Here is a 26,142-nt window from a genome sequence, read left to right as displayed (position 1 = left end):
GGTGATGTACTCTCAACGGATTTTTCGACCTTTCAGGCGTCTGGTTGTGCCAGTTTTCAACGAAACTGTCCAAAAAAATTTGATTAATTTCTGCAATTTGCTTGAAGAAACCTCCCTGACTTTTTTGGGTGTGGTCGAAGTTGATTCTTCCTCTTCGCTTTCGGCAGGAAATGCAAGCGCCAGAAAATTGCGGAAATCTCTTTACGATTTCATCCGCTCCCGCCATCTTGACGCTCAAATTGCCGTCAGCGTGGCATACGATCCATGGGATGGCATCAATTCCTATCTGCAAGATCATCGAACCGATTTGGTGATTTTGGATTGGTCGTCTTTACCCAAAAATCAGCCCAATTTCATAGAAGGAATCAAACGAATCAACGCTAATGTTGCGATCATTCGCGGTAATTTTTCAAAACGCCATCCGAAAATTGGTATTCCACTACGTGGAGGTCCGCATGCGCAGTTATCATTAAGATTGGCTCTGGCAATGCGGCGTTCGGAGTTAAACGCCATTCATCTCTTCCTTCCTGAAACCAGTGCCGAGGTTGTCGAAGCGCCGCTGTTAGGTATTTCCAGAATTTTACCCAGTCTGCCTGAGGTGAACTATCAACGCAAGGCTTCCAGCAATCCGTTGGCGGAAATCCTTGAACTTTCTCGAAAATCAGATGTTACCATTTTGGGAATTGCCGAGGCCAGTGCAGAACGGCAAGCCAGCCTTGGAAAAGTGGCTGATCAATTGTTAGAAGAGACAGAACAGGAAGTTGTGGTGGTCAAAACCCAACAGGAAATACCCCGCCGAGAGGAGGATTGGAAGAAAGAAACCATCGGTTCAAAAGCCATTTCCATTCTGGTGGATAAATGGTTTGCTGAAAACACCTTTCACGCCAGTGAATTCGACAATATTGACAATCTCGTTCGCCTGAAGGAAGAACAGGGTTTAGCCATTAGTCTTGCTTTGCCTGCTTTGAATGAAGAAGAAACGGTTGGAAATGTAATCGGCACAATTCAAAAAACACTTATCGAGAAACATCGCTTACTGGATGAAATTGTATTAATGGATTCAAATTCCACTGACAGAACCCGAGAAATTGCCGAGTCCTTCGGAATACCGGTTTATATTCATCAACAGACATTGCCTCAGTACGGAGCCAGAGAGGGTAAGGGGGAAGCTCTGTGGAAGAGCCTGTATGTAACCAAGGGTGACATCATTATCTGGATCGATTCGGATATCGTCAATATTCACCCGCGGTTTGTATATGGAGTGGTTGGACCTTTGCTTTTGAACAGGAACATCCACTTTGTAAAGGGATTTTATCAAAGGCCTCTTAAAACCGGCAGGCGGGTTCAATCCACCGGTGGCGGAAGAGTCACCGAGCTGACTGCCAGACCACTGATTAACTTGTTTTACCCCGAACTCTCGGGGGTAATTCAACCGCTTTCCGGTGAGTATGGGGGCAGACGCAAAGTACTGGAAAACCTGACCTTTTTCACCGGTTATGGGGTGGAGACGGGTTTATTGATTGATGTGTTTGAAAAATATGGGTTGTCGGCAATTGCTCAGGTGGATTTGCTGGAGCGTATCCATCATAATCAAAGTTTGACTGCGCTCAGTAAAATGTCGTTTGTCATCATTCAGGCGGTGTTAAAAAAGCTGGAAGGACGTTTCAAACAACCCTTGTTTGAGGACATCAATCGTTCCATGAAAATAGTGCAGTACGAAAGCGGCAATTATTATCTGGAAGTCAAAGAAATAATCGAACAGGAGCGCCCTCCAATGATCACATTACCTGAATATCGAGCCAAATTTTACCCGAATGAATAAATTTATAAGAGAGAGGAAAGGTTTAAAGGTTTAATGCCAAAAACGAGAACGGAATTATGGTTGGTACGACACGGTCAAACCGACTGGAATGTTGAGGGACGCTATCAGGGGCAAGCAGATATGCCACTGAACGAAATTGGAGTTAAACAAGCCCGCGATTTAGCAGAACGATTGAGAGATGTAAATTTTGCCGCAATTTTTTCCAGTGATCTCCAGCGAGCCAGTTCAACTGCCAGAATTTTGGCGGGGGATAAAGAAGTAAAGATTGATCCACGCTTGAGGGAGATCCATCAGGGGGAGTGGGAAGGGCAGTTGTTTTCTGTAATTCGTCAGCGTTATGCTGATTATTTTACGCAGCGTAAAGAAAACCCTCTTCAAAGCCGTCCACCCGGCGGAGAAAGTCTGCAGGAAGTTGCCGAAAGAGTCAAAGAGTGCGTAGATGAGATTGTTCATCAATTCGCAGGAGAACGGGTCTTAATCGTATCTCACGGGTTAGCCATAGCAACCGTGCTTGCTGCTGTGAAAGGTTATCCTCTTGAAAAGGCGTTTGAACTGATTCCGGACAATGCCGACCCGCAAATTATCTTCTGGCCGCCGGATTTGAATGGCAGGGAACAACGATGAACGTACTGACCGAGGAAGCCCGCCAAAGATTGAAATCTCTTTATGAATTTATTTATGAGCGGAATGCCGATTGGACTTGTTTTGAACAAATCCTCGAAAAAGCCGAAAAGACCTACCGATTTTTGGAGAGGCGCTCATTCCCTTTGCCGCTGGACCAATCCGATGTGGTCTTGATTACCTACGCGGATCAGTTTCGCCGAAATGGCGAAAGACCACTTCAAACTTTACGGGATGTTGCGCTGCGTTTGTTTAATTCGCATATTTCCTCCCTTCACTTACTCCCGTTTTTTCCGTATACCTCCGACGACGGTTTTTCGGTTGCCGATTATTTATCGGTACACCCGGATTTTGGGGATTGGCAGGATATTCAGGCTCTTTCCAAAGACTTTCGGTTGATGTTTGATGCGGTGGTGAATCACACTTCGGTCAGCCATGAGTGGTTTCAACGTTTTCTGGCGGGTGATCCTGACTATAAAGATTTTTACATCACTGCCAATCCTGATGATGAGCGATTGCAATGGGTGGTTCGTCCCCGGGCTTTGCCCCTGTTAACTGAATTTCAATCGAAAGAGGGAAAAATTCATATCTGGACGACATTTAGCGCCGATCAGGTGGATTTAAATTATGCCAACCCAAAAGTCTTGCAGAAAATGACCGAGACGATGCTGGACTATGTCCGCCTTGGTGCTCAATTTATCCGGCTGGATGCCATTGCTTACCTGTGGAAAGAAATTGGAACCACCTGTATACATTTACCCCAGACTCATGCCGTGGTTCAATTTTGGCGATTGCTTTTGGGTGAAATTGCCCCCTATGTGAAAATCATAACCGAAACCAATGTTCCTCATCAGGAGAACATCTCCTATTTCGGCGATGGAACGAATGAAGCCCATCTGGTGTATAACTTTGCGTTACCTCCGCTGATCCTCCACACGGTGCATTCTCAAAATACACGCTACCTGAGCCGTTGGGCAAGTGATCTGCAAACTCCTGCAGATGGGACAGCTTTCTTTAACTTTCTTGCCTCACATGATGGCGTTGGGGTCAATCCCGTGCGGGGAATTTTATCTGACTTGGAGATTGATCAATTGGTTGCAACTGTCCAGCAACTGGGCGGATTGGTCAGTTATAAAGCCAATCCGGATGGAAGTCGCTCCCCCTATGAATTGAATGTGAATTATCTGGATGCGATGAGCAGCCCTGATGCATTGGATAATGAAGATTTGATGATTGTCCGTTTCCTGACAGCTCACTCCGTGTTGCTTACATTGAGAGGTCTGCCGGCCATTTATGTGCATTCCATGATTGGTTCTCGCGGGTGGAAGGAGGGAGTATCTCTCACTGGGGCCAACCGCACCATCAATCGCCAGAAATTGTCGGCAGATGAAGTGTTATCCGAGATCAAAAATCCGAAACACCGGCGATCAAAAATCTGGAATGAATTAAGGAAAATGCTGGCTGTTCGCCGAAAGTACCGCGCTTTTGATCCTTCGGCATTGCAACAAGTCATCGTCGAGGATGAACGGATTTTTGCGCTGATGCGATACGATCCACAATCGGAACGAGATGTGTTTTGTGTACATAACTTCACAGACCAGGAAGTTACCGTTCGTTTACCCGACTCCAGCGGTCGCTGGGAGGATTTACTCTCGCCGGATCAAAAGGTTGCGGAACAAGAAGTTCGGCTTTTACCCTATCAACACAGATGGATATGTCGAATTACCAAATTGAGAGGAGACGAACCGCTATGACAATGAACTCGAAAAATTCTTCTTTAAGAATTGGTTTTGTTTCAACACGATTTGCGGGAACTGACGGCGTAAGTCTGGAAGCCGAAAAATGGGCTGCCGTTTTTATGCGAATGGGACATACCTGTTTTTATTTTGCTGGTTTGTGCGACCGTCCGGCAGAAGTCAGTTATGTGGTGCCCAACATGTTTTTTCATCATCCAGAGATGGAAGCGATTCATGAAGAAGCCTTCAATCAAACCATACGCAGCCCTCAATTAACTCAGCAAATTCAAGAGTACAAAGTTTACTTCAAAGAACATCTGCAGAGTTTTGTTAAGCAATTTGAGATTGATTTACTGGTTGCAGAAAATGCTTTGTCAATTCCTGTGAATATCCCGCTGGGCATGGCCATTTCAGAATTCATTGCCGAAACGGGTTTTCCAGTCATTGCTCATCACCATGATATGTACTGGGAGCGCAAGCGTTTTCTGGTCAATTGTGTGTGGGATTACCTGACGATGGCATTTCCGCCGGCATTCCCCAGTGTGAAACATGTGATGATTAACTCCGTCGCTGGCCAACAGTTGAGCTTAAGAACAGGCGTTTCCAGCCGTGTTGTGCCGAATGTGATGGATTTTGAGACTCCCCCACCACCTATGGATGAATATACCCGAACTTTAAGGCAGGATTTAGGGCTTGAGGAGCGCGAAAAATTAATATTACAACCAACCCGGGTTGTCCAGCGCAAGGGCATTGAACATGCCATTGAGCTGGTCTCTCGTTTGGAACTTCCTGCCTGCCTGGTGATTTCTCATGCTGCGGGTGATGAAGGCAAAGAATACGAACACAGGGTCAGAGATTATGCCCGCCGGATGGGAGTGAAGACTCTGTTCGTTTCGGACATCATTCAGGAAAAACGCGGGACTACGTCGGATGGTAGGAAAATTTACACGCTCTTTGATGTCTATCCTCATGCTGATCTGGTGACCTATCCGTCAGAAATTGAAGGCTTCGGAAATGCCTTCCTTGAAGCGGTTTATTTTGGCCGTCCGATTGTGGTCAACCGATATTCGATTTACGAAATTGATATAAAACCCAAGGGTTTTCGGGTGATTGAATTTGATGGTTTTATTACCGAACAATCCATTCAGATGGCGCGACGCGCTTTGCTTGAACCCGAGTTTGTTGAGGAAATGGCAAGAATCAATTACCGGGTTGCGCGAAAACATTACTCCTATTCGGTTTTGGAGATGCACCTCAGAGCGCTATTGACTGAAATATACGGCACCAATCACCGGAATGGATAGCCGCTGGCCTGAACCACATTGCTCAATGATTGGATGAAAGGCGGGTAACAAATGCCGTTTTCGGTAATGATTGCGGTGATGTACTCCGCTGGTGTCACATCAAAGGCCGGATTGAATACCGATGTCTCCGGCGGGCAAATGGGAATTCCTTCAATATGGGTAATTTCCTCAGCGGTGCGCTCTTCAATGGGAATCAGGTCGCCGTGAGAAATGTTCAGGTCAATGGTGGAGGTCGGGCAGGCAACATAAAAGGGTATCTTATGAGCCCTGGCAGCCAGTGCCAGATTGTATGTGCCCACTTTATTGGCGGTATCTCCATTGGCGGCAACGCGGTCACAACCCACCACGACTGCATCAATCCGAAACCGCTTCATCACAAATCCGCTTGCGCCGTCCACAATAACTTTGAAAGGAATGCCCAACTGTTGAAGTTCCCATGCGGTTAACCTGGCCCCCTGAAGACGGGGACGGGTTTCATCCACAAAGACAAACACCTTGCGCCCATGTTCATGGGCGGTGCGAATAATCCCCAGCGCCGTACCATAATCAACGGTAGCCAGAGCGCCGGTGTTGCAATGATGGATGAAGTTAATTTCTTGCGGCAGGATTTGCAAGGCGTTCAGGCCGATTTTCTTATTGATTTCTACATCTTCCTCCGAAATGCGTATGGCTTCTTGAAGAATCAAATGGCGTAATTCTTCCACGTTTTCGGCGGTTGTGGAGAGTACCTTTAAAACCCGCTTCAATGCCCACTGCAGATTGACAGCAGTGGGTCTGGATTGGGCTAGGAGTTGAGCAGCCTGTTCCATCCTTTGACGAAATTCGTTTGGGTTGGTTGCAGCGCAACGATAAGCGGCTAACGCCAGACCAAACGCGGCAGCCGCGCCGATTGCCGGTGCGCCGCGGATGGTCATATTACGAATTGCTTCGGCAGTTTGATGTTCATCTTTGCAGGTCACATAACGTATCTCGTGGGGCAAAGTACGTTGATCTAACAGGATGAGGGTATTTGTGTTTGTTTCCCAATGGAGGGTTTGGTAAGTGGTCATTGGTCCTTTACTCCCTATTTTTTGGAAGAGAAGTAAAAAATTCATTATAATTTTTAGAGTAAATTATTTCTCTTGGAGGTGAATAGATGTATCCCTTTCCATCTGACGAGTGGATTAAGGCGATGATGCAGGACCTCAATCGCAGCCAATCTTACAAAGAAGCGGCTAAAAACTGGGAGGGAGATTTTTATTTTATCATTGAGCCGGGCGGAACCCTCACCGAAACGGTCGTTCTTTACATGGACTTATGGCATGGAGAGTGCCGGGATGCGTTTCAGGTTGGAAAAGTGGATGGAATGAAACCGGCATTTCAATTGAAAGGGCCAGTGACGGTTTGGAAAAAGGTCATGACCAAACAATTAGATCCAATGCAGGCGATGATGACCGGCCAGCTGAAACTTACCGGCAACATGGCCATGGTGATGAAAAATGTACGCGCCGCTAAGGAGCTGGTTGAATCCTGTACCCGGATTCCAACGAAGTTTCCTGTGTAAAAAAACTAAAACGAGGTTCCTTTGTGTGCAGGAACCTCGTTTTGTCTGGTAAGAGCGGGATTTTTACTTACTGCAATGACCCGGGCCAATTAAGCCATTGTTATAGTTATCGAGCACTTCAGCCTGCTCGATAGCCGCACTCCGCACAGACCTGCTAAGAGTAGCAGCTGGGGTATAGGTGTTGAAGAAGGATTCAGCAAAGCTCAAAGCTGCATCCACACTGGAAGTGGTGGAAGCGCCATTGAGAATATTCAATTTCGCAGCAAGATAAGCATGCGCGAGAATGTAGTAAGCATTACCACCGGAGGGTGAAGTCCAGAAGACCTGATAATTGGTTTGACCGCTCAGGAAGAAAAGATTGTCCTCTCCGAGCAAAGCCCAGGCTGAATCGTAGGGGGCCGGGCCGTATTTGGAATGGGTTTTCCAGTAGCCGGGGGTAAGGGTGCAGGCGCCAGCGCAAGGAACATCATAATTGACGACAAATTTTGCGCTGCCTTTTGTGCCAGTGTCATTGGTAATGAACGAAGCAATATTGGCAAACTGGTATAAACCGCACACTTCTTGACCGCCCACATTCAGGGTATAGGTGAAGGTTTTCGGAGCTTCATTAGCGCAAACGGTGCCCAAAGAGCCAAACTGGTCATCCTCAACGGTAATGCACTCGTCCAATTCAACAGTGGGACTGCCGAATGAAAATGGGATGGTTATTGAACTGCCGGGGACATCGCCGCTGGTCACCACTGTGGCGGTGTTGGTGCGGCTGCTACCATCCGGCAGATTTGCTTGATAAGAGCATACTTTGGTAAAACCGGCTGGCAAAGTGAATGGAAAGGATGTGTCACAATTTACATTTGCAACAATGCCGCCGCTGATCACATCCGTAACGGCTTCAATGGTGGCAGGTAGGGATGATTGGTTTTGAAAGGCAATCTGACCACTGACTTTCCAATTACTGTCCACTGCCACGGCCTGAACGGTCACGGTATAGTTAACCGGAAAGAGCTGGCCGGCAGCCAATGTCAGTGTTGATTGATCACCGGTTTTTGTGATATTCCATTGCCATTGCCGGTCAAAGGTGGTTGACGCGGTCTTTTTTACCAAAACAACACCCTCAGAAGTATCGCCACCACTCGCTGTGGCCGAGTGGTTCGAGAATTGCAACAAAGTGACTGCGATCAGCGCAGTCATGAAAACGCCCAATACCGATTTCCAGATATTTTTCATTTACCATACTCCTTTTGGTTGATTAATTTTAAAATTCCACCGCTCTATTTATTATGAATAAATATATCTAAATAGTCAATAAATTTTGTTTTATAACTTCCTTATAAAAATTTCTGGTAAAGTTTTAGGAAAAAAAGTATCATTAAGGGCATTCCCCCTATTCCCAAAAAGGTTTGTAAATATGTGGTACTTCTCTTCCCCCTTAATCGTCTTTGGTGAGGATGCACTCTCCCACCTTGCTTCGCTGCATGGCAAAAAAGCCATGATCGTCACCGACGCCACCCTGATTCGGTTGGGTGTGGTTGATTCCGTAGTTGAGCAATTGAAGTTGACCGGCATGCAAGCGGAGATTTTTGATCAGGTCTTGCCTGAGCCGGATCTCGAGACGGTCAAATTCGGCGCGCAAAGGATGATGGCATTTGAACCCGACTGGATTGTCGCCGTAGGTGGGGGCTCGGTTATTGACGCTGCCAAAGGGATGTGGGTGCTCTACGCCAGACCGGATGTCCAGCCGGATGCCATCAATCCTTTAGAGAGCTATGGTTTAAGGCAAAAAGCTCACATGGTCGCGATTCCGACGACCTCCGGCACCGGTTCAGAAGTGACGTGGGCGGTGGTTCTTTCCGATCATCAGGCAAAGAGGAAACTGGGGTTGGGAAGCCGCGAGGTTGTTCCGGATATTGCTATTATTGATCCGATCATGATTAAGGGATTACCGCCCCGCATTACAAGTGACACGGGGCTGGACGCACTTACCCATGCCATCGAGGGTTTCACTTCTACTTACCATAACGAGTTTACAGATGGGCTTTGTCTGCTGGCTGCCAGACTGGTCTTCGAAAACTTACCCAGAGCCTATCAGGGAGATTTGCTGGCAAAAGAAAAAATGCATTACGCTGCCACAATTGCCGGGTTGGGTTTTGGCAACTCAATGGCAGCGCTGGCACACGGTTTGGGACATGCCTTTGGAGCGCTATTTCAGATTCCGCACGGCAGAGCAGTGGCATTGTTCCTTCCCTACACGATTGAATATTGTGCCAACTCACCTGAAGGGGGGACTCGCTATGCAGAATTGGCGGGGTTTTTGGGATTGTCGGAGAAAAATGAAAAACAGGCAGGAGCAGCTCTTGCAGCAAAAATACGTGAGCTGGAAGAAGCCCTCGAACAGCCGGTTTGCATCGCCGAAGCGGGGATTGAGCGTTCCGCACTGGAATCTGAATTAGATCAGTTGATTGAAAATGCGATGAACGACACCCAGACGATCATGTCAACGCGCATACCAGATGAAGAGGATTTGCGCCGATTATTTCTTTATGCCTACGAAGGCAAGATGATTGATTTTTAGAAGGGACAGTCATGTTTGGAAAATTGGTCAGAATCAACCTTAGCAATCATCAAATCAGCCGTGATCAAATACCCCAGGAACACATTGAAGGGTTTATCGGCGCGTCGGGTCTGGCAGCCAGGTTATTATGGGATGGATTGGATGCCAATCGTCATCCGCTCGACCCGGCAAGTCCATTATTATTTGCTACCGGCCCTCTCACGGGTACGGCTGGACCAACCACCGGGCGTTTTACGGTGTGCGGACGCTCGCCACAAACTGGCTGGTGGGGTGAATCGAATATTGGTGGATTTGTCGGACCGGAATTGCGGTTTGCCGGAATTGATGTTTTATGGATTGAAGGTGCTGCGGAAGAACCGGTGTATATCTGGATTTACAACGACGCGATAGAAATTCGTTCTGCTCAACATCTGTGGGGAAAAGCGGATACCTATGAAACTCAGGAAATCATCCGTCGAGAGGTTGGAGTACCCCAAGCCAAAGTGGCCTGCATTGGTTTGGCCGGAGAAAATTTAGTCCCCTTTGCCGGCATTCTTTCCGATCACGGTCGGCTTGCAGCACGCACCGGCATGGGGGCATTAATGGGTTCCAAGAAATTGAAGGCAGTAGCCGTGCGGGGTACGCAGCGCCTGGTAATGGGGCGGGATGAGGAATATCGCAAATTAAGGGTGGCGGTCAACAAAAAACTGCTGGAACAGAATATGACCGCCGTGCTTCGGGCTACCGGTACCTCTGGCGGAGCGGAGTATTTGCAATACCTGGGGGATATGCCCCAAAAGTACTGGACCGCGGCGAAATTTGAAGGCGCCGAAAAGATCAGCGGGGCGACAATGGCTGAAACAATCCTGAAAGGTACTACGGCCTGTCAGGGTTGTGTTATCTCTTGTGGGCGTGAGGTCGAGATTACCGATGGAAACTACCCCACCCATGGAGTTGCCAAAGGACCAGAGTATGAAACGATTTGCTCTTTCGGTTCACAATTGATGGTGGATGATCTGGCCGCGATCACTGCGCTGGGGGATCTTTGCGACCGGTTGGGAATGGATACCATAACGGCTGGGAATACAATTGCTCTGGCGTATTTGCTGTTCGAACAAGGCAAGCTTACTCTCAAGGATAGTGGGGGCTTACCTCTTCGATGGGGTGATCCCGAACCCTGTTTTTCCCTGTTACGGCAGATGGCTGCCAGAGAGGGTTTTGGAAATCTGCTTGCCAGGGGAAGTAAAGCATTGGCAGCCGCGTATGGTGACGAAGATTTGGCCGTTCAGGTGAACGGGCTGGATGTTGCCATGCACGATCCGCGCGCGTTTTCCGGACAGGCACTGGTTTATGTTACCTCGCCCAGAGGGGCGTGTCATAACCAGAGCGATTACTTCAATGTGGGGTTGGGAGGAACCATAGAGGAGATCGGAGTTGAGTTCACCGATCGATTCAGTCCGATGGGAAAAGGCGAACAGGTTGCCCGTCATCAGCACTGGCGGACGGTGTGCAACAGCCTAACCACCTGTTTTTTTGCGGTGGTTTCTCCAACCGAGATTCTTAATCTCTTGAACGCAGCAATGGATTGGAACTGGGATTTGCAGACCATGCTCAAAGCCGGCGAGCGGGCATGGAATATGAAGCGGCTCTATAATTTGAAATTGGGATGGAAAACCGTAAATGAAAAATTACCGAAGCTGATCCTCCAGCCTCTTACAGATGGCGGACAGGAAGGTAATCTCCCCGATATGGAAACGATGCTGGCGGAATATTACCGCTTCAGCGGCTGGGATAGGACGAGCGGATTCCCACTTCAGGAGAAATTAGAGGATCTAGGGTTGAAGGATTTACTCTCCGTCACTTGAAATGGGTTTTTACTCAATAGGAGGAACACCCGTTCGCTGGTAATTTCCCCGGCCGGTTGCCCATAAAATTCGAGCATTAGCACTGCCGGGCAGGTCATACACCACTATTCCGGAGTGAGCGGTATTGATGACAATTTCAATATCGGGATCGTTGTCAATATTTGCCAGGGTTGGTGCGGGTAGCCCTCCATTCCAGTTCCCATTTTTTGGAGGAGGTAGCTCAATCTCATATATCGGGCTTCCTGAATACGAGAGGATATGTAATTTTCCGCTTTTATTTGAGTTTTTTGATGTCCAGGAGGTGAAAATTACCTCAGCATAGCCATTGTTATCCAGATCGGCAACAACTGGTTCAGAAGCGAAGCGCAGGATTCCTTCGGATGGATAATTGACTGAATAAGGCCAGTTGCCTTTTTCATTTTTATCCAGCCAAAAAGCATGGATTTTTCCATTGTATGACGCAAAGAGGATTTCTTTAAGATTGTCTCCATTTAAATCTGCCAAAACTGGATTAGGCATTGCGCTTTCGATCACGTTGTAATTTTCTGAGAGAGGCGCACCCGTGTCAACGGGGGTAGATTGCCAGTCATATTGCCCATTGTGAAAACGGGTTCTGTCAGGATGAAAAATGAATGGCCCGTAATAACGAGAAAGGTATGGGTTTTGGGAGCAGTCATAAACATTGCCAACGACCACAATTTCTTTTGTGCCATTGTTATCCAAATCTGCTATGGCTGCTGGAGAGTGAGCAAAATTTGGGCGATAATTTTCTGACCGCGAATAGCCACTTTTACATTGACCCCAACCTCTTTTCTCAACCGCTAAATCTTCCCAGACTCCAACTTTTCCCCACACATTTCGATTGGGATATTCGGCAGTGTTTGCTGGAAGGGGAGAACCATTAGGGAAAAAGCCCTGAATATAGTGAACATCTGTTGGCAGGATAATTTCCAATTTAGCATCACCAACCAGATTGGCAACGGCAGCATTATCATTAAAAACGCCATACGCATATCCTGTAGTATCGGAATTGACAACTTGAGGCCAACCGTTTGTCACCTCACCATTGGAAGATAATAACCAAACGCTGGTTTTACTTCCAATAGCGGCAGTTACAAGGATTTCAAGAGCGGAGCCATTACCGTCAACATCAACTACACTTAGTCCACGTAATTCAGAGGTTGTGATTCTTTTTTCCCATTGTAAACTACCCTGTAAAGAGAATGAACTAAGCCATCCATCCCCCTGGCCAATAATTATTTCCTTGATGCCATCGTTTTGAAGGTCTGCAATGACAATACCTGGCCATGTTCGGCCATGCCGGGGATCTATACGCCATTGCAATTGACCACTGGCACCATCCAATGCCCATAAAGAATAAGCGGAGGCAATTATTTCAGCCTGCGGATCGTCATCAATGTTGATTACCGCAGGAGAGGAATACCATCCTGTTTCACACCAGCTGTTATAACATCCTCCGTATGCAAACTTTAAGGTGGGTTGACCGATGCCTTTACTGATTAATGGCAAAAATAAAGTGTTGTTTTCGGCATCGTTTTGAGCATAGACATCACCCTTAATCCAGTAGATTAAGATACTCAGAAGAGAAAGAAAAATTAATCTACTCATGGAGGATTTCATTTTTTGCGGGTATTTTCCTCAATATCCATCAGAAGATAAATTCCTTCTGCAATAGCCTGCAGGCAGATAAATAAAAATAATCCCGGCAGCAAGATCAATAATGCCTGGCTGATGGTTGGCACCAGTTCAATGAAAAGATTGTTGGAGGATTGGGTTATGGTAATTACGATTGCGCTGACAAAAAACACCAGAAATAGACCAACGACCACCAAAATAATCCAGGAAAGAATATTAGCCCAGGTTGCCACGCGAATCATACGCTGCGGACGATGGTATAAATCTTCTGTTTCAGCAACAGGGGTTTCAAACTGTTCGGTCATAATAGTTACTCCTTTTACTATGTATGGTTTCTATTTTCGTTCTAGAATCGTTAGGATCATACAATTTGGAATTGGTAGAATTTTGTTGCTATCAAGTATGCCACATTTCAAAAGTTTCATGAGGGAGAAACGTCCATGAAACCAGTGCGAGCAGTGTTGATTGGGGCAGGACAGCGCGGGTCAGAAGCTTATGCGCCGTATGCTTTGAAATATCCTGACCAGCTACAATTTGTCGCGGTTGCAGAACCAGACGAGCAACGCCGAAGCAGATTTGCGCTTACTCATGCGATCCCGCGGGAATATTGCTTTGAGAGCTGGGAAGAATTAATGGAACATCCGCAACTGGGTGAAGCGGCTATCATCGCCACTCAAGATTGGCTGCACACCCGGCCGGCAATTGCCGCATTGAAGAAAGGTTACCACGTTTTACTGGAAAAACCGATGGCAACCCGTCCAGAAGAATGCAGGCAACTGGTTGAAGAAAGTGAAAAAAATGAACGGCAATTGCACATCTGTCATGTTTTACGCTATACACGCCACGCGCGAAAAATGCGTGAAATTGTGCAATCCGGAATTTTGGGGGAAATCATAGATGTTGATCACCGCGAAAATGTTTCTTTCTGGCATATGGCACATTCGTATGTGCGCGGGAACTGGCGGAACAGCGAGCAGTCCAGTCCAATGATCCTGGCGAAGTGCTGCCATGATCTGGATATCCTGCCGTGGATTTTGGGTCAATGGCCGATTCGATTGAGCAGCAGCGGTGAATTGACTCACTTTCGAGCGGATAAAGCACCTGTCAAAACACCGGAGCGGTGTGTAGAAGGGTGTCCAATTGAAAAAGAGTGTCCGTATTCCGCAATTCATGTTTATGTTGAAATGCTGCCATTCTGGCATTCGTATAGCCAGACATGCACCAACCCGGTGAATAAAGCAATCATTGCGGAGTATATGAGAAGACCGGTGTTGATTCGTTTCCTCGCTCGATTCTTCCCTTCGCTTAAACAGGTGACCGAATACAAAGGCTGGCCGTTAACCGTGTTGACCCAAGACCCGACCCCAGAAAAAGTGTTTCAAGCCATTCAGAGCGGCCCATACGGCCGGTGCGTGTACCACTGTGATAATGATGTGGTTGATCATCAGGTGGTGAGTATGCAATTTGAGCAGGGGACTACCGTGACTTTGACCATGCACGGGCATTCCCACATTGAACACCGCTCGACCAGAATTGAGGGTACCAGGGGCAGATTGATGGGTGTTTTAGGTAATGGCGGAGGCTGGATCACGGTTGAAGAGCATCGCAGCCGAAAGAAAAAATTTATAGATACCAGCCCACCAGTGGGTGAGGGACATGGCGGCGGTGACATCCAGTTGATGGCTGAATTTGTAAATGCAGTGCGGGAAGGCGGGTATCCGGAAAATATCCAACGAGCAGCCCGCGAAGCGCTATTCAGTCATCTTTTGGCCTTCGCGGCCGAAGAAGCGAGGCTGCAAAAAAAGGTAATCGAGATTTCCCACGAAGAGTTTTTTGCCTGATACCCCAAACCATTAAAAGTATCAGAGTTTCTTCTTGATAAAAAAGTTGACAATTTCATTCAATATTAATACTTGAAGTTGTTGGTATATGTTGTAAAATAAATAAAGGATGTCAATATCGGATAAATTAAATACCTGAAAAGGCAAACTCACCGCGAGGTGAGGTCGCAAAGTTATGGGTCTGAGGAGAATCAGATTGCCAGACTGCTGAAGGTAACCAACACTTCCTTTCGCAGTCTTTTTTTACGAAAGGAGACAGGGAGGTGAACAGGAACCCATGAACTAAATCGTAAACCCAATCAATTCATTCCACTTTGAAATTCGCTGGAGGAGGATTATGTTCAAAAAATATTTCTTTTCAAGTCTTTTGATACTGGTTTTAATTGCAATGATGATTTCACCTGCTGCGGCAGATGATGGTGGTCCAATTGAACCACTTTATCCCGTTTATTCAAATGACACCGGTCAAATGGTTGATGAAACCCCCCGCCTTTGGTTTGTGGAATTCAACGGTTCACCAACAGCGGATGGCGGGCGGTTAACCACTGTACGTGCCGAGAAACAAACCTTTCGGGTAAGAGCAGAAAGGGCTGGTTTGGAATTCACTGAGCGGTTTGCGTATGATAAGTTGTGGAATGGGATCTCGATTGAGATCAGTCCGTCCGAGCTGCCCAAATTGTTCAGAATTCCCGGTGTAAAGGCTGTGTACCCGGTTGAAACTTATACCTTACCAGAACCGGTTGAAAACCCCAGCCCTGAACTGGTCAGCGCCCTGGCAATGACGGGAGCGGATATTGCCCAAAGCGAACTGGGTTTCACGGGCAAAGGTATTAAAGTGGCCGTTATGGATACCGGTGTGGACATTGATCATCCGGATCTGGGTGGTTGTTTTGGCCCGGGCTGCCGTATTTTCACCGGTTATGACTTTGTAGGGGACGCTTTCAATGCCGATCCAACGAGCAGCAGTTACAATCCAGTACCTCAGCCGGATCCCATCCCGGATGACTGCAATGGACATGGTACCCATGTGGCTGGCATCATCGGTGCCAATGGCGCCATTAAAGGGGTTGCACCGGACGTGATGTTTGGTGCCTATCGGGTGTTTGGCTGCGAAGGTTCAACCACCTCCGACATCATGCTGATGGCAATGGAACGCGCCTTAGATGACGGCATGCAAGTTCTCAATATGAGCATTGGGTCTGCTTTTCAATGGCCGCAGTATCCAACTGCCCAGGCAGCCGACAGGCTGGTAAAGAACGGAATGGTTGTCGTGGCATCCATTGGTAACAGCGGTGCCAGCGGGGTTTATTCTGCGGGTGCTCCCGGTTTGGGTAACCAGGTGATCGGGGTAGCATCTTTCGATAACACCGACATCTTTTTGAAGATCTTCCTGGTTAGCCCGGATGATACACCGGTTGGTTATGGGGTGGCTTCTTCAGCGCCTGAACCGCCCACCTCAGGAACCTACCCGATAGCTCGCACCGGAACAGTAACCTCGACAGCTGATGCCTGCAGCACATTGCCGGCGAATAGCCTGTCGGGTAAAGTGGCACTGATTCGGCGGGGCGGTTGTACTTTTCATACAAAATCATTGAACGCGATGAATGCTGGTGCGGTTGCGGTGGTACTATACAACAACGTGGCCGGGCGATTCAGCGCTACTGTGCAGGGAACACCGGAAATTACCATACCAGTAGTGACCATTTCGAATACCGAAGGCGCATTGATTGATTCGCGTTTGGCGAGTGGCGAAGTCAATCTGACCTGGACCGCTCAATCGGATAGTTTCCCCAACCCAACTGGTGGTCTGATTTCCTCGTTCAGTTCCTACGGACTTTCTCCGGATCTGAATTTGAAACCAGATATCGGTGCACCAGGAGGATTGATTTATTCGACCTTCCCGCTTGAACAGGGTGGTTACGCAACCTTGAGTGGTACTTCCATGTCTTCTCCGCATGTGGCCGGAGCGGCAGCGTTGCTTCTGCAAGCACGGCCGAATCTTCCGCCGGGTGTGGTCAGGACGATCTTCCAGAATACGGCTGATCCGGCTGTCTGGTGGGGCAATCCGGCTTTGGGGTTTTTGGATAATGTCCATCGGCAAGGGGCTGGAATGCTCGATATTCCACAGGCGATCCTTTCTACCGTCAAAGTTGAACCTTCTAAATTGGCTTTAGGTGAAAGTGAAGGGGGTGCGGTCACCCGGACCATCACAGTGGCTAATGAAGGAAACAGCACTGTTGCTTTTAGCCTTTCTCATCAACCCGCGTTGGGCACACACGAGAGCACGTTTAACCCTGCCTTCAACGCGAGTTTTGCCTCGGTAACTTTCAATGCCAATGAGGTAAAAGTTGCTCCCAAGAGCAAGGTGCGGGTGAACGTCACCATTACTCCTCCCGCAGCTCCTCTTAAAGGTCAATACGGCGGATACATCGTGTTGACTTCTGAAGACGGGAAGGTTTACCGAGTCCCATATGCCGGATTCATCGGTGATTACCAGTCCATCCAGGTTTTGGCACCTACCCAGTTTAACTTCCCCTGGTTGTCGGTATTATACAAGGGAAGCTTTTATAAGTTGGGAGACCTGGGGTGGTGGTTCTCGATGGAAGGAGATGATATCCCTTATTTCCTTGTCCATTTTGATCATCAAAACCGCAGGTTCAAGATGGAAGTTTATCAGGACCTGGAAAAGGGGCCGGACCGCTTGTGGTACAACGCTTATGACGAGTCGTACCTGCCGCGGAACAGCTCTGCTACTGGTTTCTTCGCCTTCCCATTTGATGGATTTACCTATGCTGGCTCCAGCGTGTTTGAAGTGCCGGATGGGGTTTACTATGTGAAAATTTATGTCCTAAAAGCCCTGGGAGATCCAAGCAACCCTGCCCATTGGGAAACCTGGACTTCACCACGGTTTGAAATTGATCGTCCCTGACCCGGATTGATTCCGGAAGTGCAGCCAGCAATTGCTTTTTGCTGGCTGCTGTTTTTTAAAAACTATTCTTTCGGGCAGGCATATTTTTGTTATTTTGACTGAGGTCGAAAATGCATGGAATGGGTAAGATATTGTTTGAAAAAATCCTCCAGAGAAAATTTTTCCTCCTTCAGCAAAACAAGGCTGGCCTGGACAACCGGACTTGTTTTGTTTTAAGGAGAGGGTAATCAGGCAGGAATGATTTGGCTGGCAGCCCGCCGCAGGCGGTCACGAATGGCAAGTCCCAGACCTTTTTCTCCAAAATCGGTGGTCAGGATGATGTCTACTCCCGCTTGTTCAAGGGTGCGCATTCCAGCAAATAAATTTCTTCCAATTTGATCCAGATTCTCCCGTGAACCCAGTGAGATTATTTCTATTTGGGGGTAAGCGTTGAAAAAAAAGGCTTCTTCATCAACAGTAAGGATACCAATTCTCTTTTGATCCTCTTTTTGAACCTGACCAAGATACTCGATGATTTTTTTTATGGCATTTTCTCGATTGCCGCTGACATTTTCGATGAGAATCAGGGTTGAATGCGGTGAATAGTGACGATCCAGCATACCTGGAGAGATCAGGTAACCTTCTGGTTCGCCGCTTTTATTTTTGGCTGCCAGATTGACTTTACCAATTAACTGTTCGATTTCTTCGCGAGGGATACCTCCCGGCCTGAGGATTACGGGAGGGTCTTTTGTCAAGTCCAGCACCGTGGATTCTAAACCGATGGGGCATTCACCGCCATCCAGAATCAGATCAATTCTGCCAGCCAGATCGGCAAAAACATGAGAAGCTTGAGTTGGGCTGGTATGTCCAAAGCGATTTGCGGAAGGTGCTGCGATTGGTAATTCGGCGACTGCCAGTAATGCCTGTGCAATTGGGTGAGAAGGCGCTCTCACAGCAACACTATTACCCCCAGCGGTAACATTGGGAGGAATGGCGGGGTTTCGCGGAAAAATTAAGGTCAGGGGACCAGGCCAAAAATGATGGACGAGCAGTTCAGTGTTTGGAGGGAGTGTGGTAGTTACCCTGTCAAGCCAGGATTTATTCAGGATGTGAACAATCAATGGATCGTTGGCGGGTCGTCCCTTGGCCAGGAAAATCCGCTGAACGGCTTGAGCGTCCAGGGCGTTTCCGCCCAGTCCGTAAACCGTTTCGGTTGGGAATGCCACCAGTCCCCCGCTCCTGATCACTTCGGCAGCTTCTTGAATCAGGGACAATTCTGGTTTTTGAGGGTTGATTTTGAGAATTTCGGTCATATCGGACGAAACCTACTTAGATTTCCAGATTCCGCGGCGCAGGGAGATTGCTTCTTCTTGCGCTTGGATAAAAAGCTGCTTACAGGCACTATCCGGGGGATAATCTCTTTGACGGGCATAACCCAAACGCACCATTTCGTAGTTGATGAAGATATCTCCAACGAACACATAGCGCAGCAATCTTCCAAAACGGTCGGTTTCTGAAGTGTCGCGGTATAGTGTTACGGTTTGGTTTTCAACCATTTGCTGATTCAATTTCAAGGCTTCCTCGGCGATTTCGCTTTCCTCCGAATCTAATTCGGGGGCATTGATACCAATATATCGAACGCTGATTTTTTTATCATCCTGTTGAATTTTAATCGTATCACCATCAATCACAGACAAAACCCTGGCTGTTTGGGAATCTTGCGGTGAAGGCAGGCAATTAAATTGGGAGGACAAATCAATTTGTTGGGAATTTTCAAGGGATACCGCTTGATTGCAGGCGGAAGTTAACTGAAAAAGGATCCCAACGAAGAGGATAATAGAAAAAAAGGTTAAAATTTTTCTGCGAGGAGCAAGAACCATTGGCTTTTTGAAACGGACTTATCCTGAAATGAACGAAGTGGTATTATAAGCCAATATTATGAACTTTTGAATCAGGGCAGAGAAAATGACCACCAGAAATACCATTCAGAAAAAACTGTACCAGATTATTTTTGAGCATGATACCTGGGAAGGGCGGGCGTTTGATGTTCTTCTAATCGTCCTGATTCTGGCCAGCGTGGCAGCTGTTATGGCTGATAGTATGGTGGATATCTCTTTGCGCTATGGCCGTTACCTGTTTGTACTGGAATGGATGTTTACCATTTTATTCACGATTGAGTACTTATTGCGGCTTTACAGTTCGCCAAACCCTGCCTATTACGCACGTAGTTTTTACGGTTTGATTGATTTAATGGCTATCTTACCTACTTATGCCAGCCTGATGTTCCCAGAAAGTCGTTTTCTGATCGTAATTCGGATTTTACGAGTGATTCGTATCTTTAGAATTTTGAAATTGATGGAATACGTAGAAGAATTAGAGGTGCTGCGAAACGCATTTCAATCCAGCTGGCGGAGGATTTTGGTATTCCTCACAACGGTATTGACGATTGTGCTGATTGTTGGATCGTTGATGTATCTGATTGAAGGGCCTGAGGCAGGGTATACCAGCATCCCCCGAAGTGTTTACTGGGCCATTGTAACGGTGACTACCGTAGGTTATGGAGATATTACCCCCTTAACACCGCCGGGACAAACACTGGCAGCGTTTTTGATGATCCTCGGTTATGGTTTGATAGCGGTGCCTTCGGGAATTGTGACGATTGAATTGGGGAAGGAAAAATCTCGCCGCTTGAGATTGAACCGGGTTTGCCCGAACTGTGACCATTATGGGCACGACCGAGATGCCCGCTTTTGTAAATACTGCGGTGCAGAACTGTGATGTATTACGGGGGCTGTAGCGTAGAAGATCATCCCGAAGAAATGATTTACCTGTAAAACTCTCATCTTGTCTCAGCATTTGATAGAATAGGATTATAGAATTCTAATCACGAAGGAGATGATGCCCAATGTTAGTCGGCGAGCGAATGTCAACCCCTGTATTGACTATTGAACCGGATGTGCCGGTTCAGGATGCACTGGCGCGCATGCGCAAAGATAAAGTGCGGCGCTATCCGGTGGTAGATAGGCGTGGAAAATTGATTGGGATTGTTACCAATAGTGACCTTATGAACGCTTCCCCTTCGGAAGCTACCACTTTGAGTGTTTGGGAAATCAATTACCTTCTCAGCAAGATTACTGTTGAGCGAGTGATGACAAAGAATGTGATCACAACGCAGGAGGATTGTCCCATCGAAGAGGCAGCGCGGATCATGGCGGATCATAAGATTGGCGGTCTTCCGGTTGTGCGCGGCGAGAGTCTGGTAGGGATTATTACCGAAACGGATTTGTTTAATATTTTGCTGGAGATGCTGGGGGCGCGAAAGGCGGGTGTTCGTTTGACGGTGGAACTGTTGGATCAACCCGGAAAACTTCACGAACTATCTGGAGTGATTTATAAATTGGGTGGAAATATCGTTGGTTTGGGCACAATGCTTGGTGAACGGGCTGAAACACAGACTGTGACCATCAAGGTGAAGGGGGTAACTCTGGAGGACCTGAAAAAAGCGGTAACTCCAATTGTTGAACGGGTCATTGATATACGCGAAACCAGTGTAGTTTAGATCTTCGGGTAGAGCGGGGTGCTTCAAGTTTTTCTGAAGCACCCTGTTTTTTTATCTCATTTCAGGCAAAACCCGATACCCACTTTGAGAAATTGGGTACTATTCAGGCATTCGTAATTTTTGTATAATATATATGGTACTTTTCATCAAATAAACTTGACAATAATTCTCAAATCAGGTTAGTCTTTGAGATCAGTACCGAAGGGAGAGCGCCATGTTCTATGTGATTGTGGCTTTGTGGGCATTGGGTTGTGTCGCATGCTGGTTGCTGAGACGAGTGCAGAAGAAGGTTCTGACCGTAACGTGCGTTGCGGTGCCGGCTGCCGGGGCTTTAATTTCCTGGATTTTGATGAAAAGCCATGTGAATGGGGCAGCGATTGCCACTCTCCTGCTCAGTATTTACTTGTTTATTGTGTTGATCTCGGCATTGATTACCTATCGCACCAATCAACACACAGCCAACCAGTGAAAGATGCTTTTGGATGATTGCCAGGTATTTCCTCCTGTGTCTTGAGAGGAAAGTAAGTTCATTGGAAAGAATACCTGAAGAGGCTGATTCTCTGCAAGAAAACAGCCTCTTTTAATATTGAAATTCGTGCGGAAGCGAAAATGGGTTTAGCGTTTCCTTGCCGGATGATTTTCCCTAAACCGGATTCGTACTGCTTCACTTAATGGACAAAGAGAGTAAATAATTTATACGCAGTCATCACGACAATCAGACTCCCGAACATCCGTTTGAGGCGGGCATTCGGCACAAATGTGCTGGTGATTCGCGCACCAACAAACGACATTCCTGCACCAACAACCAGGAGAACAACCGTGAGGGTTGGGTCCCAGATGGCGGTTTTAAGATGAGGAATGAGTGCTGAAAAAGAAGGCGGTGTGACAGCAAAAGCATTGATTCCGGCGGCTTTCTTCGGTTCAAATCCGACAAGGATCAAAGTTGGAAGAAGCAGAAACCCAGGCCCTACACCAAGAAAGCCAGCAAGTACAGAAATCGGGATGGCAAGTATCACTGCCAGTTTGAAGTTCTGGTCACCTTCTGTGCGTTTTTGAATGGGCCGGAACAGGTTGAAAGCCAGGAAAATAACGGCTGCAAAATACAATATCAATATTGCGGTTTGCTGAATATACTGGGCAAGGAGAGAACCCAATGGCGCAGATACGGTGGTAACTGCGCCTAAAATGATGGCTTTGCGCCAGTCAATCAGACCACTGCGAGCAAAACCAAAGGCAGAGAAGAGCGCGGTCAACCCATTTAACAGGAGTGTTAATGGTTGAACCTGATGGACAATGTCGCTCATAAAAAAGGAAAAATACGGTAGGGCTGCAAATGCAACACCCAATCCAAGCATTCCACTGATCAAAGAAAGAACTGCCAGTCCGCCTACAATCCAGAATGCTGTGTCCATTCAAACCTCCGAGACGAAGTCTTGAAAAAAATTTGAGCCGATTTATTACTGACCGAGGATGTGGTGAGATCGGAACGCAATTCAGAAAAATCGAGCTCTTATAGAAAGTATTAAAATATATTCGATAATTTGAATGTTATTTTATCCCACAATCTGATTTCTTCAAGTGAGATTCGTCAACTCAAAAAAATTACATTTGTAACTCAAATGGTGAAATTTCTGCATTATCGGCGGAAGAGCGAGTTGGGAATTTCTGGTAAAATGCAGGCTATAATATTTGGATGCGAATAAGGAGCAATGGATGAAAATCTACATCACCGGAATCAGCGGGTTTTTGAGTATTAATCTGGTGCGTTATCTTTTGAACAGGGGATACACGGATATTTCCGGAATTGATTTAGTGGATTTTACCTATCCCGAAAGAGATCAGATCAAATTCCTGCAAGGGGATATTCGCCGTCCGGAGGATGTGCGTAAAAGCATGGAAGGTGCGGATGTTGTCATCCATACCGCAGCAGCCTTACCGCTTTATACCCCAGAAGAAATCTATTCAACAGATGTGGAAGGTACCCGGATTGTATTGCAACAAGCGCAGAAATTTGGGGTAAAACGCTTTATTCACATATCCAGCACCGCGGTTTATGGGGTGCCGGATCATCATCCTTTATATGAAACCGATCCTTTAGTGGGGGTAGGACCTTATGGCAAGGCAAAAATTCAGGCTGAGGAAATCTGTCTGGAATTTCGTCAAAAAGGGATGTGTGTACCGATTTTACGTCCCAAGTCCTTCATCGGCCCGGAACGCCTGGGAGTGTTTGCCATATTCTATGAATGGGCAAGTGAGGGTAAAAATTTTCCCATGATTGGTTCGGGGAATAACCGTTACCAGTTGCTGGACGTTGAAGACCTGTGTGACGCAATTTATGCTTGTATGACTCTGGAAGAAGAACGGGTAAACGACACTTTTAACATCGGTGCAGCCGAATTTACAACCATGAAAGAAGATTATCAGGCGGTTCTGGATGAAGCCGGATATGGCAAACGGATCATTCCCTTCCCGGCTGGGCCAGTGGTGCTGGCATTGAAGGTATTGGAAGTTTTGAAGCTATCCCCTTTGTATCCCTGGATATATGAGACCGCCTCAAAAGATTCTTTTGTTTCGATTGATAAGGCTCAAAAAATATTGGGTTTCAATCCAAAATATTCCAATAAGGAAGCTTTGTTGCGGAATTACCGCTGGTATTTAGCAAATAAAGACACTTTCAAAGAGGGAGAAGCAGGGGTTACTCACCGGGTGCCCTGGAAGCAAAAAGCGCTCAAAGTTGCAAAAGTTTTCTTCTAAAATAAGCCTATCTTAAAACCCAAGAACGCTCTCGAATATGGAAAATCGAGAGCGTTCCTGTTTTAATGTTTTTACATACTATGCCGATTGAATCGGCTGATTTCGTTGTTTTGTAATGAAAGGGAAGGTAAGCAGAGCAAGGATTTCAAGGATCACAACCGCAATAAAGAGACCAGTTCTGCTTTGGTCATATAAAAGTCCCAATAAAGCTCCGCTGACAAACCAGGCAGCACCATAAAGGGTATTGAAGATGCCATAGGCGAAGGCTCGTTTTTCGCCCGGCACAATATCGGCGATGGCAGCGCGCATGATTGTTTCATGAACAGCCATGATGATGCCCCATAAAACAGCGGCGATGATAGCAATGCTATACTGGTTAGAAAAAGCGAGAAATGGCAGCGGCAGCGAGATCAACGGCACAATCATCAGCGAAGTCAACCCAATCTTATCGTAGGTTTTACCAATGATCAACGCTGCCAGGGCATCAACACCCATGGCAACAGCATAAAATACCGCAATTTGAGCGGCAGGAACAATTTTTTGGGTTACCCAGTGGTAAGAGATAATTTGAAAATTTGCAAAACCTGCCACACTCAGGAAGGTGAATGCGGAATAAAACCAGAAAACGCGAGGCAAAGGGGCGGATTTATTCGAATTGGTAGTAACCTCAGAGGAAGAACTTTTTTCCAATTCTTCTGGATTGGGAACACGTAACCTGGCCAGCAACAATGCCAGTAATGTGAGTAAGGCGGGAATCCACAGAATGCTGAATCCATCCCGATAGCTCTGGCGTTGGGCGAATACCACCGCAAAAATCAAAGGACCGATGAAAGCGCCAACCTGATCGAGTGCCTCATGAATTCCAAAACCCCACCCGCGTCCCACTTGATAACTGGCATGAGAAAGCATAGTGTCCTTTGCCGGCGATCGGACAGCTTTACCAATCCGTTCTAATATCAGAAAAACCGCAGCAATTTCCCAACGATTGGTGTAGGCCAGTAAAGGAATGCTGAGCAACAATCCATAGCCTAAAAAGGTGGCAACCCAATATGCCCGTGTACGGGAGGCAAGATAGCCGGAAACCAACCGCAATGCGTATCCTAAAAATTCTCCCAAACCGGAAACCAAACCAATTGCCGTTGCGCTGGCACCTAAAAAAGCCAGATACGCCCCGCTGACTCCGCGGCCGGTTTCGTATGTAATATCCCCCAAAGCACTCACTAAACCGAACAAGAGAATAAATTGCATGGCACGAGTGCGTGCTGGTTGATATTTCAATGATAAATTGCTGGCCATAAAGTCATTTCTCCTTTCGGAAATTTAACTTCCTGATCATAAGAATCAGGAAGGAGTAATAAAAAAAAGCCGCTGGGCGGCCTTTTCAAAGTATTCGTGGCGGGAGCGACGGGATTCGAACCCGCGGTCTCGGCCTTGACAGGGCCGCATGTTAACCACTACACCACGCCCCCACGAACGCGCCAATATTATCATAGAGTTCCCAAAGCGTCAAGCAAAATGACAATTTTTGCAGGCCGGTTTCAGGTAATCCGATCGGGTTGTTAGCCGGTAAAATGATCCCAATCATCAATACCATCATTGTGATTTATTTTTTCAAGCATCATTTTTGCAAAAGAGCTCACCAGTCCAGATGGATGATGGGCCGCTTTTTTTATAATTTCTATTCGTTCGGGATGATCAATTTTTGCCAGTGCAATTAAGATTGCCCGCAGTAAATAATAATTTTCTCTTTCCTCTTCAAGAATCTTTTTGAATTCCGGCACAGCCTGTTGAATTTTAAGATTACCCAAAATTTGCGCCGCTATCATCCGTCGTTCTGGGATGGTATGGTGTAGGGCAGCAAGCAACTTATCTTTATAATCCTGGCGAGAAAATGACTCCAGTTCATAACCGCAATGAGGGCAGGTTTTTTCATTCTCATTAATGATTTGCCAGCAGTTGGGACAGTAGAAGGTTAGCATTTTTAT

22 protein-coding genes, 1 tRNA gene and 1 riboswitch are annotated in these 26,142 nt (G+C 46.9%); of the genes, 13 read left to right on the top strand and 10 right to left on the bottom strand.

The window, feature by feature from the left end:
• Window positions 1–4 precede the first annotated feature (4 nt).
• Genes ACWIZX_RS02360 through ACWIZX_RS02345 form a run of 4 tightly spaced genes read left to right on the top strand, consistent with a single transcriptional unit; the run spans window position 5 to window position 5,483 of the window.
• Entirely contained in the window at window positions 5–1,822 is a 1,818-nt protein-coding gene (locus tag ACWIZX_RS02360) for a glucosyl-3-phosphoglycerate synthase (protein ID WP_448334698.1), read from the top strand.
• 33 nt (window positions 1,823–1,855) lie between these two features.
• Window positions 1,856–2,446 (top strand): histidine phosphatase family protein, encoded by a 591-nt coding sequence (locus tag ACWIZX_RS02355; protein ID WP_322792026.1) that lies wholly within the window; start codon window positions 1,856–1,858, stop codon window positions 2,444–2,446.
• A complete protein-coding gene (locus tag ACWIZX_RS02350) occupies window positions 2,443–4,197 on the top strand; it encodes an alpha-amylase family glycosyl hydrolase (RefSeq protein ID WP_448334697.1) in 1,755 nt (584 codons plus the stop codon). Before ACWIZX_RS02355 ends, ACWIZX_RS02350 begins: the two co-directional genes overlap by 4 nt.
• Window positions 4,194–5,483 (top strand): glycosyltransferase, encoded by a 1,290-nt coding sequence (locus tag ACWIZX_RS02345; protein WP_448334696.1) that lies wholly within the window; start codon window positions 4,194–4,196, stop codon window positions 5,481–5,483. The genes ACWIZX_RS02350 and ACWIZX_RS02345 overlap by 4 nt, the downstream gene beginning before the upstream one ends.
• On the opposite strand, the gene mtnA is transcribed toward ACWIZX_RS02345, so the two are convergent.
• The gene (gene mtnA / locus ACWIZX_RS02340; protein WP_448334695.1) at window positions 5,468–6,532 is read right to left on the bottom strand and encodes an S-methyl-5-thioribose-1-phosphate isomerase; all 1,065 of its coding nucleotides are present in this window, start codon (window positions 6,530–6,532) and stop codon (window positions 5,468–5,470) included. The genes ACWIZX_RS02345 and mtnA overlap by 16 nt on opposite strands.
• A gap of 86 nt (window positions 6,533–6,618) precedes the next feature.
• On the opposite strand from mtnA, the gene ACWIZX_RS02335 reads away from it, so the two are divergent.
• On the top strand, window positions 6,619–7,026 hold the full coding sequence (locus ACWIZX_RS02335; RefSeq protein WP_322792030.1) for an SCP2 sterol-binding domain-containing protein: 408 nt from the start codon (window positions 6,619–6,621) through the stop codon (window positions 7,024–7,026).
• A gap of 63 nt (window positions 7,027–7,089) precedes the next feature.
• Here the strand turns inward: ACWIZX_RS02335 and ACWIZX_RS02330 are convergent, their stop codons facing one another.
• Window positions 7,090–8,250, bottom strand: a complete 1,161-nt coding sequence (locus ACWIZX_RS02330) for a hypothetical protein (protein WP_448334694.1) — start codon at window positions 8,248–8,250, stop codon at window positions 7,090–7,092.
• 181 nt (window positions 8,251–8,431) lie between these two features.
• Between ACWIZX_RS02330 and ACWIZX_RS02325 the strand changes: the two genes are divergently transcribed.
• Together ACWIZX_RS02325 and ACWIZX_RS02320 are read left to right on the top strand one after the other, a co-directional pair.
• Window positions 8,432–9,595, top strand: a complete 1,164-nt coding sequence (locus ACWIZX_RS02325) for an iron-containing alcohol dehydrogenase (RefSeq protein WP_448334693.1) — start codon at window positions 8,432–8,434, stop codon at window positions 9,593–9,595.
• A gap of 11 nt (window positions 9,596–9,606) precedes the next feature.
• Window positions 9,607–11,439 (top strand): aldehyde ferredoxin oxidoreductase family protein, encoded by a 1,833-nt coding sequence (locus ACWIZX_RS02320; RefSeq protein WP_448334692.1) that lies wholly within the window; start codon window positions 9,607–9,609, stop codon window positions 11,437–11,439.
• 9 nt (window positions 11,440–11,448) lie between these two features.
• Here ACWIZX_RS02320 and ACWIZX_RS02315 read toward each other — a convergent pair whose 3' ends face one another.
• Together ACWIZX_RS02315 and ACWIZX_RS02310 are read right to left on the bottom strand one after the other, a co-directional pair.
• A complete protein-coding gene (locus ACWIZX_RS02315) occupies window positions 11,449–13,068 on the bottom strand; it encodes an FG-GAP-like repeat-containing protein (RefSeq protein ID WP_448334691.1) in 1,620 nt (539 codons plus the stop codon).
• 8 nt (window positions 13,069–13,076) lie between these two features.
• On the bottom strand, window positions 13,077–13,400 hold the full coding sequence (locus ACWIZX_RS02310; protein WP_322793151.1) for a hypothetical protein: 324 nt from the start codon (window positions 13,398–13,400) through the stop codon (window positions 13,077–13,079).
• Between the two features lie 135 nt (window positions 13,401–13,535).
• Between ACWIZX_RS02310 and ACWIZX_RS02305 the strand changes: the two genes are divergently transcribed.
• Window positions 13,536–14,936 carry a Gfo/Idh/MocA family protein gene (locus tag ACWIZX_RS02305; RefSeq protein ID WP_322793152.1) on the top strand — a complete coding sequence of 467 codons (1,401 nt, stop codon included), beginning with the start codon at window positions 13,536–13,538 and terminating at the stop codon, window positions 14,934–14,936.
• 132 nt (window positions 14,937–15,068) lie between these two features.
• Window positions 15,069–15,148, top strand: a riboswitch (cyclic di-GMP riboswitch).
• Window positions 15,149–15,273: 125 nt separating this feature from the next.
• Window positions 15,274–17,865 (top strand): S8 family serine peptidase, encoded by a 2,592-nt coding sequence (locus ACWIZX_RS02300; RefSeq protein WP_448334690.1) that lies wholly within the window; start codon window positions 15,274–15,276, stop codon window positions 17,863–17,865.
• 227 nt (window positions 17,866–18,092) lie between these two features.
• On the opposite strand, the gene ACWIZX_RS02295 is transcribed toward ACWIZX_RS02300, so the two are convergent.
• Together ACWIZX_RS02295 and ACWIZX_RS02290 are read right to left on the bottom strand one after the other, a co-directional pair.
• Complete coding sequence (locus ACWIZX_RS02295) at window positions 18,093–19,157, bottom strand: L-threonylcarbamoyladenylate synthase (protein WP_448334689.1); 1,065 nt, start codon at window positions 19,155–19,157, stop codon at window positions 18,093–18,095.
• A gap of 12 nt (window positions 19,158–19,169) precedes the next feature.
• Window positions 19,170–19,535, bottom strand: coding sequence for a thermonuclease family protein (locus tag ACWIZX_RS02290; protein ID WP_322792848.1), 366 nt, complete (start codon window positions 19,533–19,535; stop codon window positions 19,170–19,172).
• A gap of 274 nt (window positions 19,536–19,809) precedes the next feature.
• On the opposite strand from ACWIZX_RS02290, the gene ACWIZX_RS02285 reads away from it, so the two are divergent.
• The 3 genes from ACWIZX_RS02285 (at window position 19,810) to ACWIZX_RS02275 (ending at window position 21,872) form a co-directional block, all read left to right on the top strand.
• A complete protein-coding gene (locus ACWIZX_RS02285; RefSeq protein ID WP_448334688.1) occupies window positions 19,810–20,622 on the top strand; it encodes an ion transporter in 813 nt (270 codons plus the stop codon).
• A gap of 127 nt (window positions 20,623–20,749) precedes the next feature.
• Window positions 20,750–21,403, top strand: a complete 654-nt coding sequence (locus ACWIZX_RS02280; protein WP_322792845.1) for a CBS and ACT domain-containing protein — start codon at window positions 20,750–20,752, stop codon at window positions 21,401–21,403.
• Window positions 21,404–21,617: 214 nt separating this feature from the next.
• Complete coding sequence (locus ACWIZX_RS02275; protein WP_322792844.1) at window positions 21,618–21,872, top strand: hypothetical protein; 255 nt, start codon at window positions 21,618–21,620, stop codon at window positions 21,870–21,872.
• A gap of 199 nt (window positions 21,873–22,071) precedes the next feature.
• On the opposite strand, the gene ACWIZX_RS02270 is transcribed toward ACWIZX_RS02275, so the two are convergent.
• Complete coding sequence (locus ACWIZX_RS02270; protein WP_322792843.1) at window positions 22,072–22,815, bottom strand: sulfite exporter TauE/SafE family protein; 744 nt, start codon at window positions 22,813–22,815, stop codon at window positions 22,072–22,074.
• 301 nt (window positions 22,816–23,116) lie between these two features.
• Between ACWIZX_RS02270 and ACWIZX_RS02265 the strand changes: the two genes are divergently transcribed.
• Window positions 23,117–24,157: an NAD-dependent epimerase/dehydratase family protein gene (locus tag ACWIZX_RS02265; protein ID WP_322792842.1), complete on the top strand. Its 1,041-nt coding sequence runs from the start codon at window positions 23,117–23,119 to the stop codon at window positions 24,155–24,157.
• A gap of 78 nt (window positions 24,158–24,235) precedes the next feature.
• Here the strand turns inward: ACWIZX_RS02265 and ACWIZX_RS02260 are convergent, their stop codons facing one another.
• The 3 genes from ACWIZX_RS02260 to ACWIZX_RS02250 all read right to left on the bottom strand — a co-directional run bounded on the left by ACWIZX_RS02260 (window position 24,236) and on the right by ACWIZX_RS02250 (window position 26,136).
• On the bottom strand, window positions 24,236–25,453 hold the full coding sequence (locus ACWIZX_RS02260) for an MFS transporter (RefSeq protein ID WP_322792841.1): 1,218 nt from the start codon (window positions 25,451–25,453) through the stop codon (window positions 24,236–24,238).
• Between the two features lie 97 nt (window positions 25,454–25,550).
• Window positions 25,551–25,626: transfer RNA gene (locus tag ACWIZX_RS02255), tRNA-Asp, on the bottom strand.
• A gap of 90 nt (window positions 25,627–25,716) precedes the next feature.
• Window positions 25,717–26,136, bottom strand: coding sequence for a HEAT repeat domain-containing protein (locus tag ACWIZX_RS02250; protein WP_448334687.1), 420 nt, complete (start codon window positions 26,134–26,136; stop codon window positions 25,717–25,719).
• Window positions 26,137–26,142: the final 6 nt, after the last annotated feature.

The organism is Bellilinea sp. (genome assembly GCF_053501535.1).
Note: the sequence above shows the minus strand (reverse complement) of the source record. Positions and strands in the feature narration are given on the sequence as shown.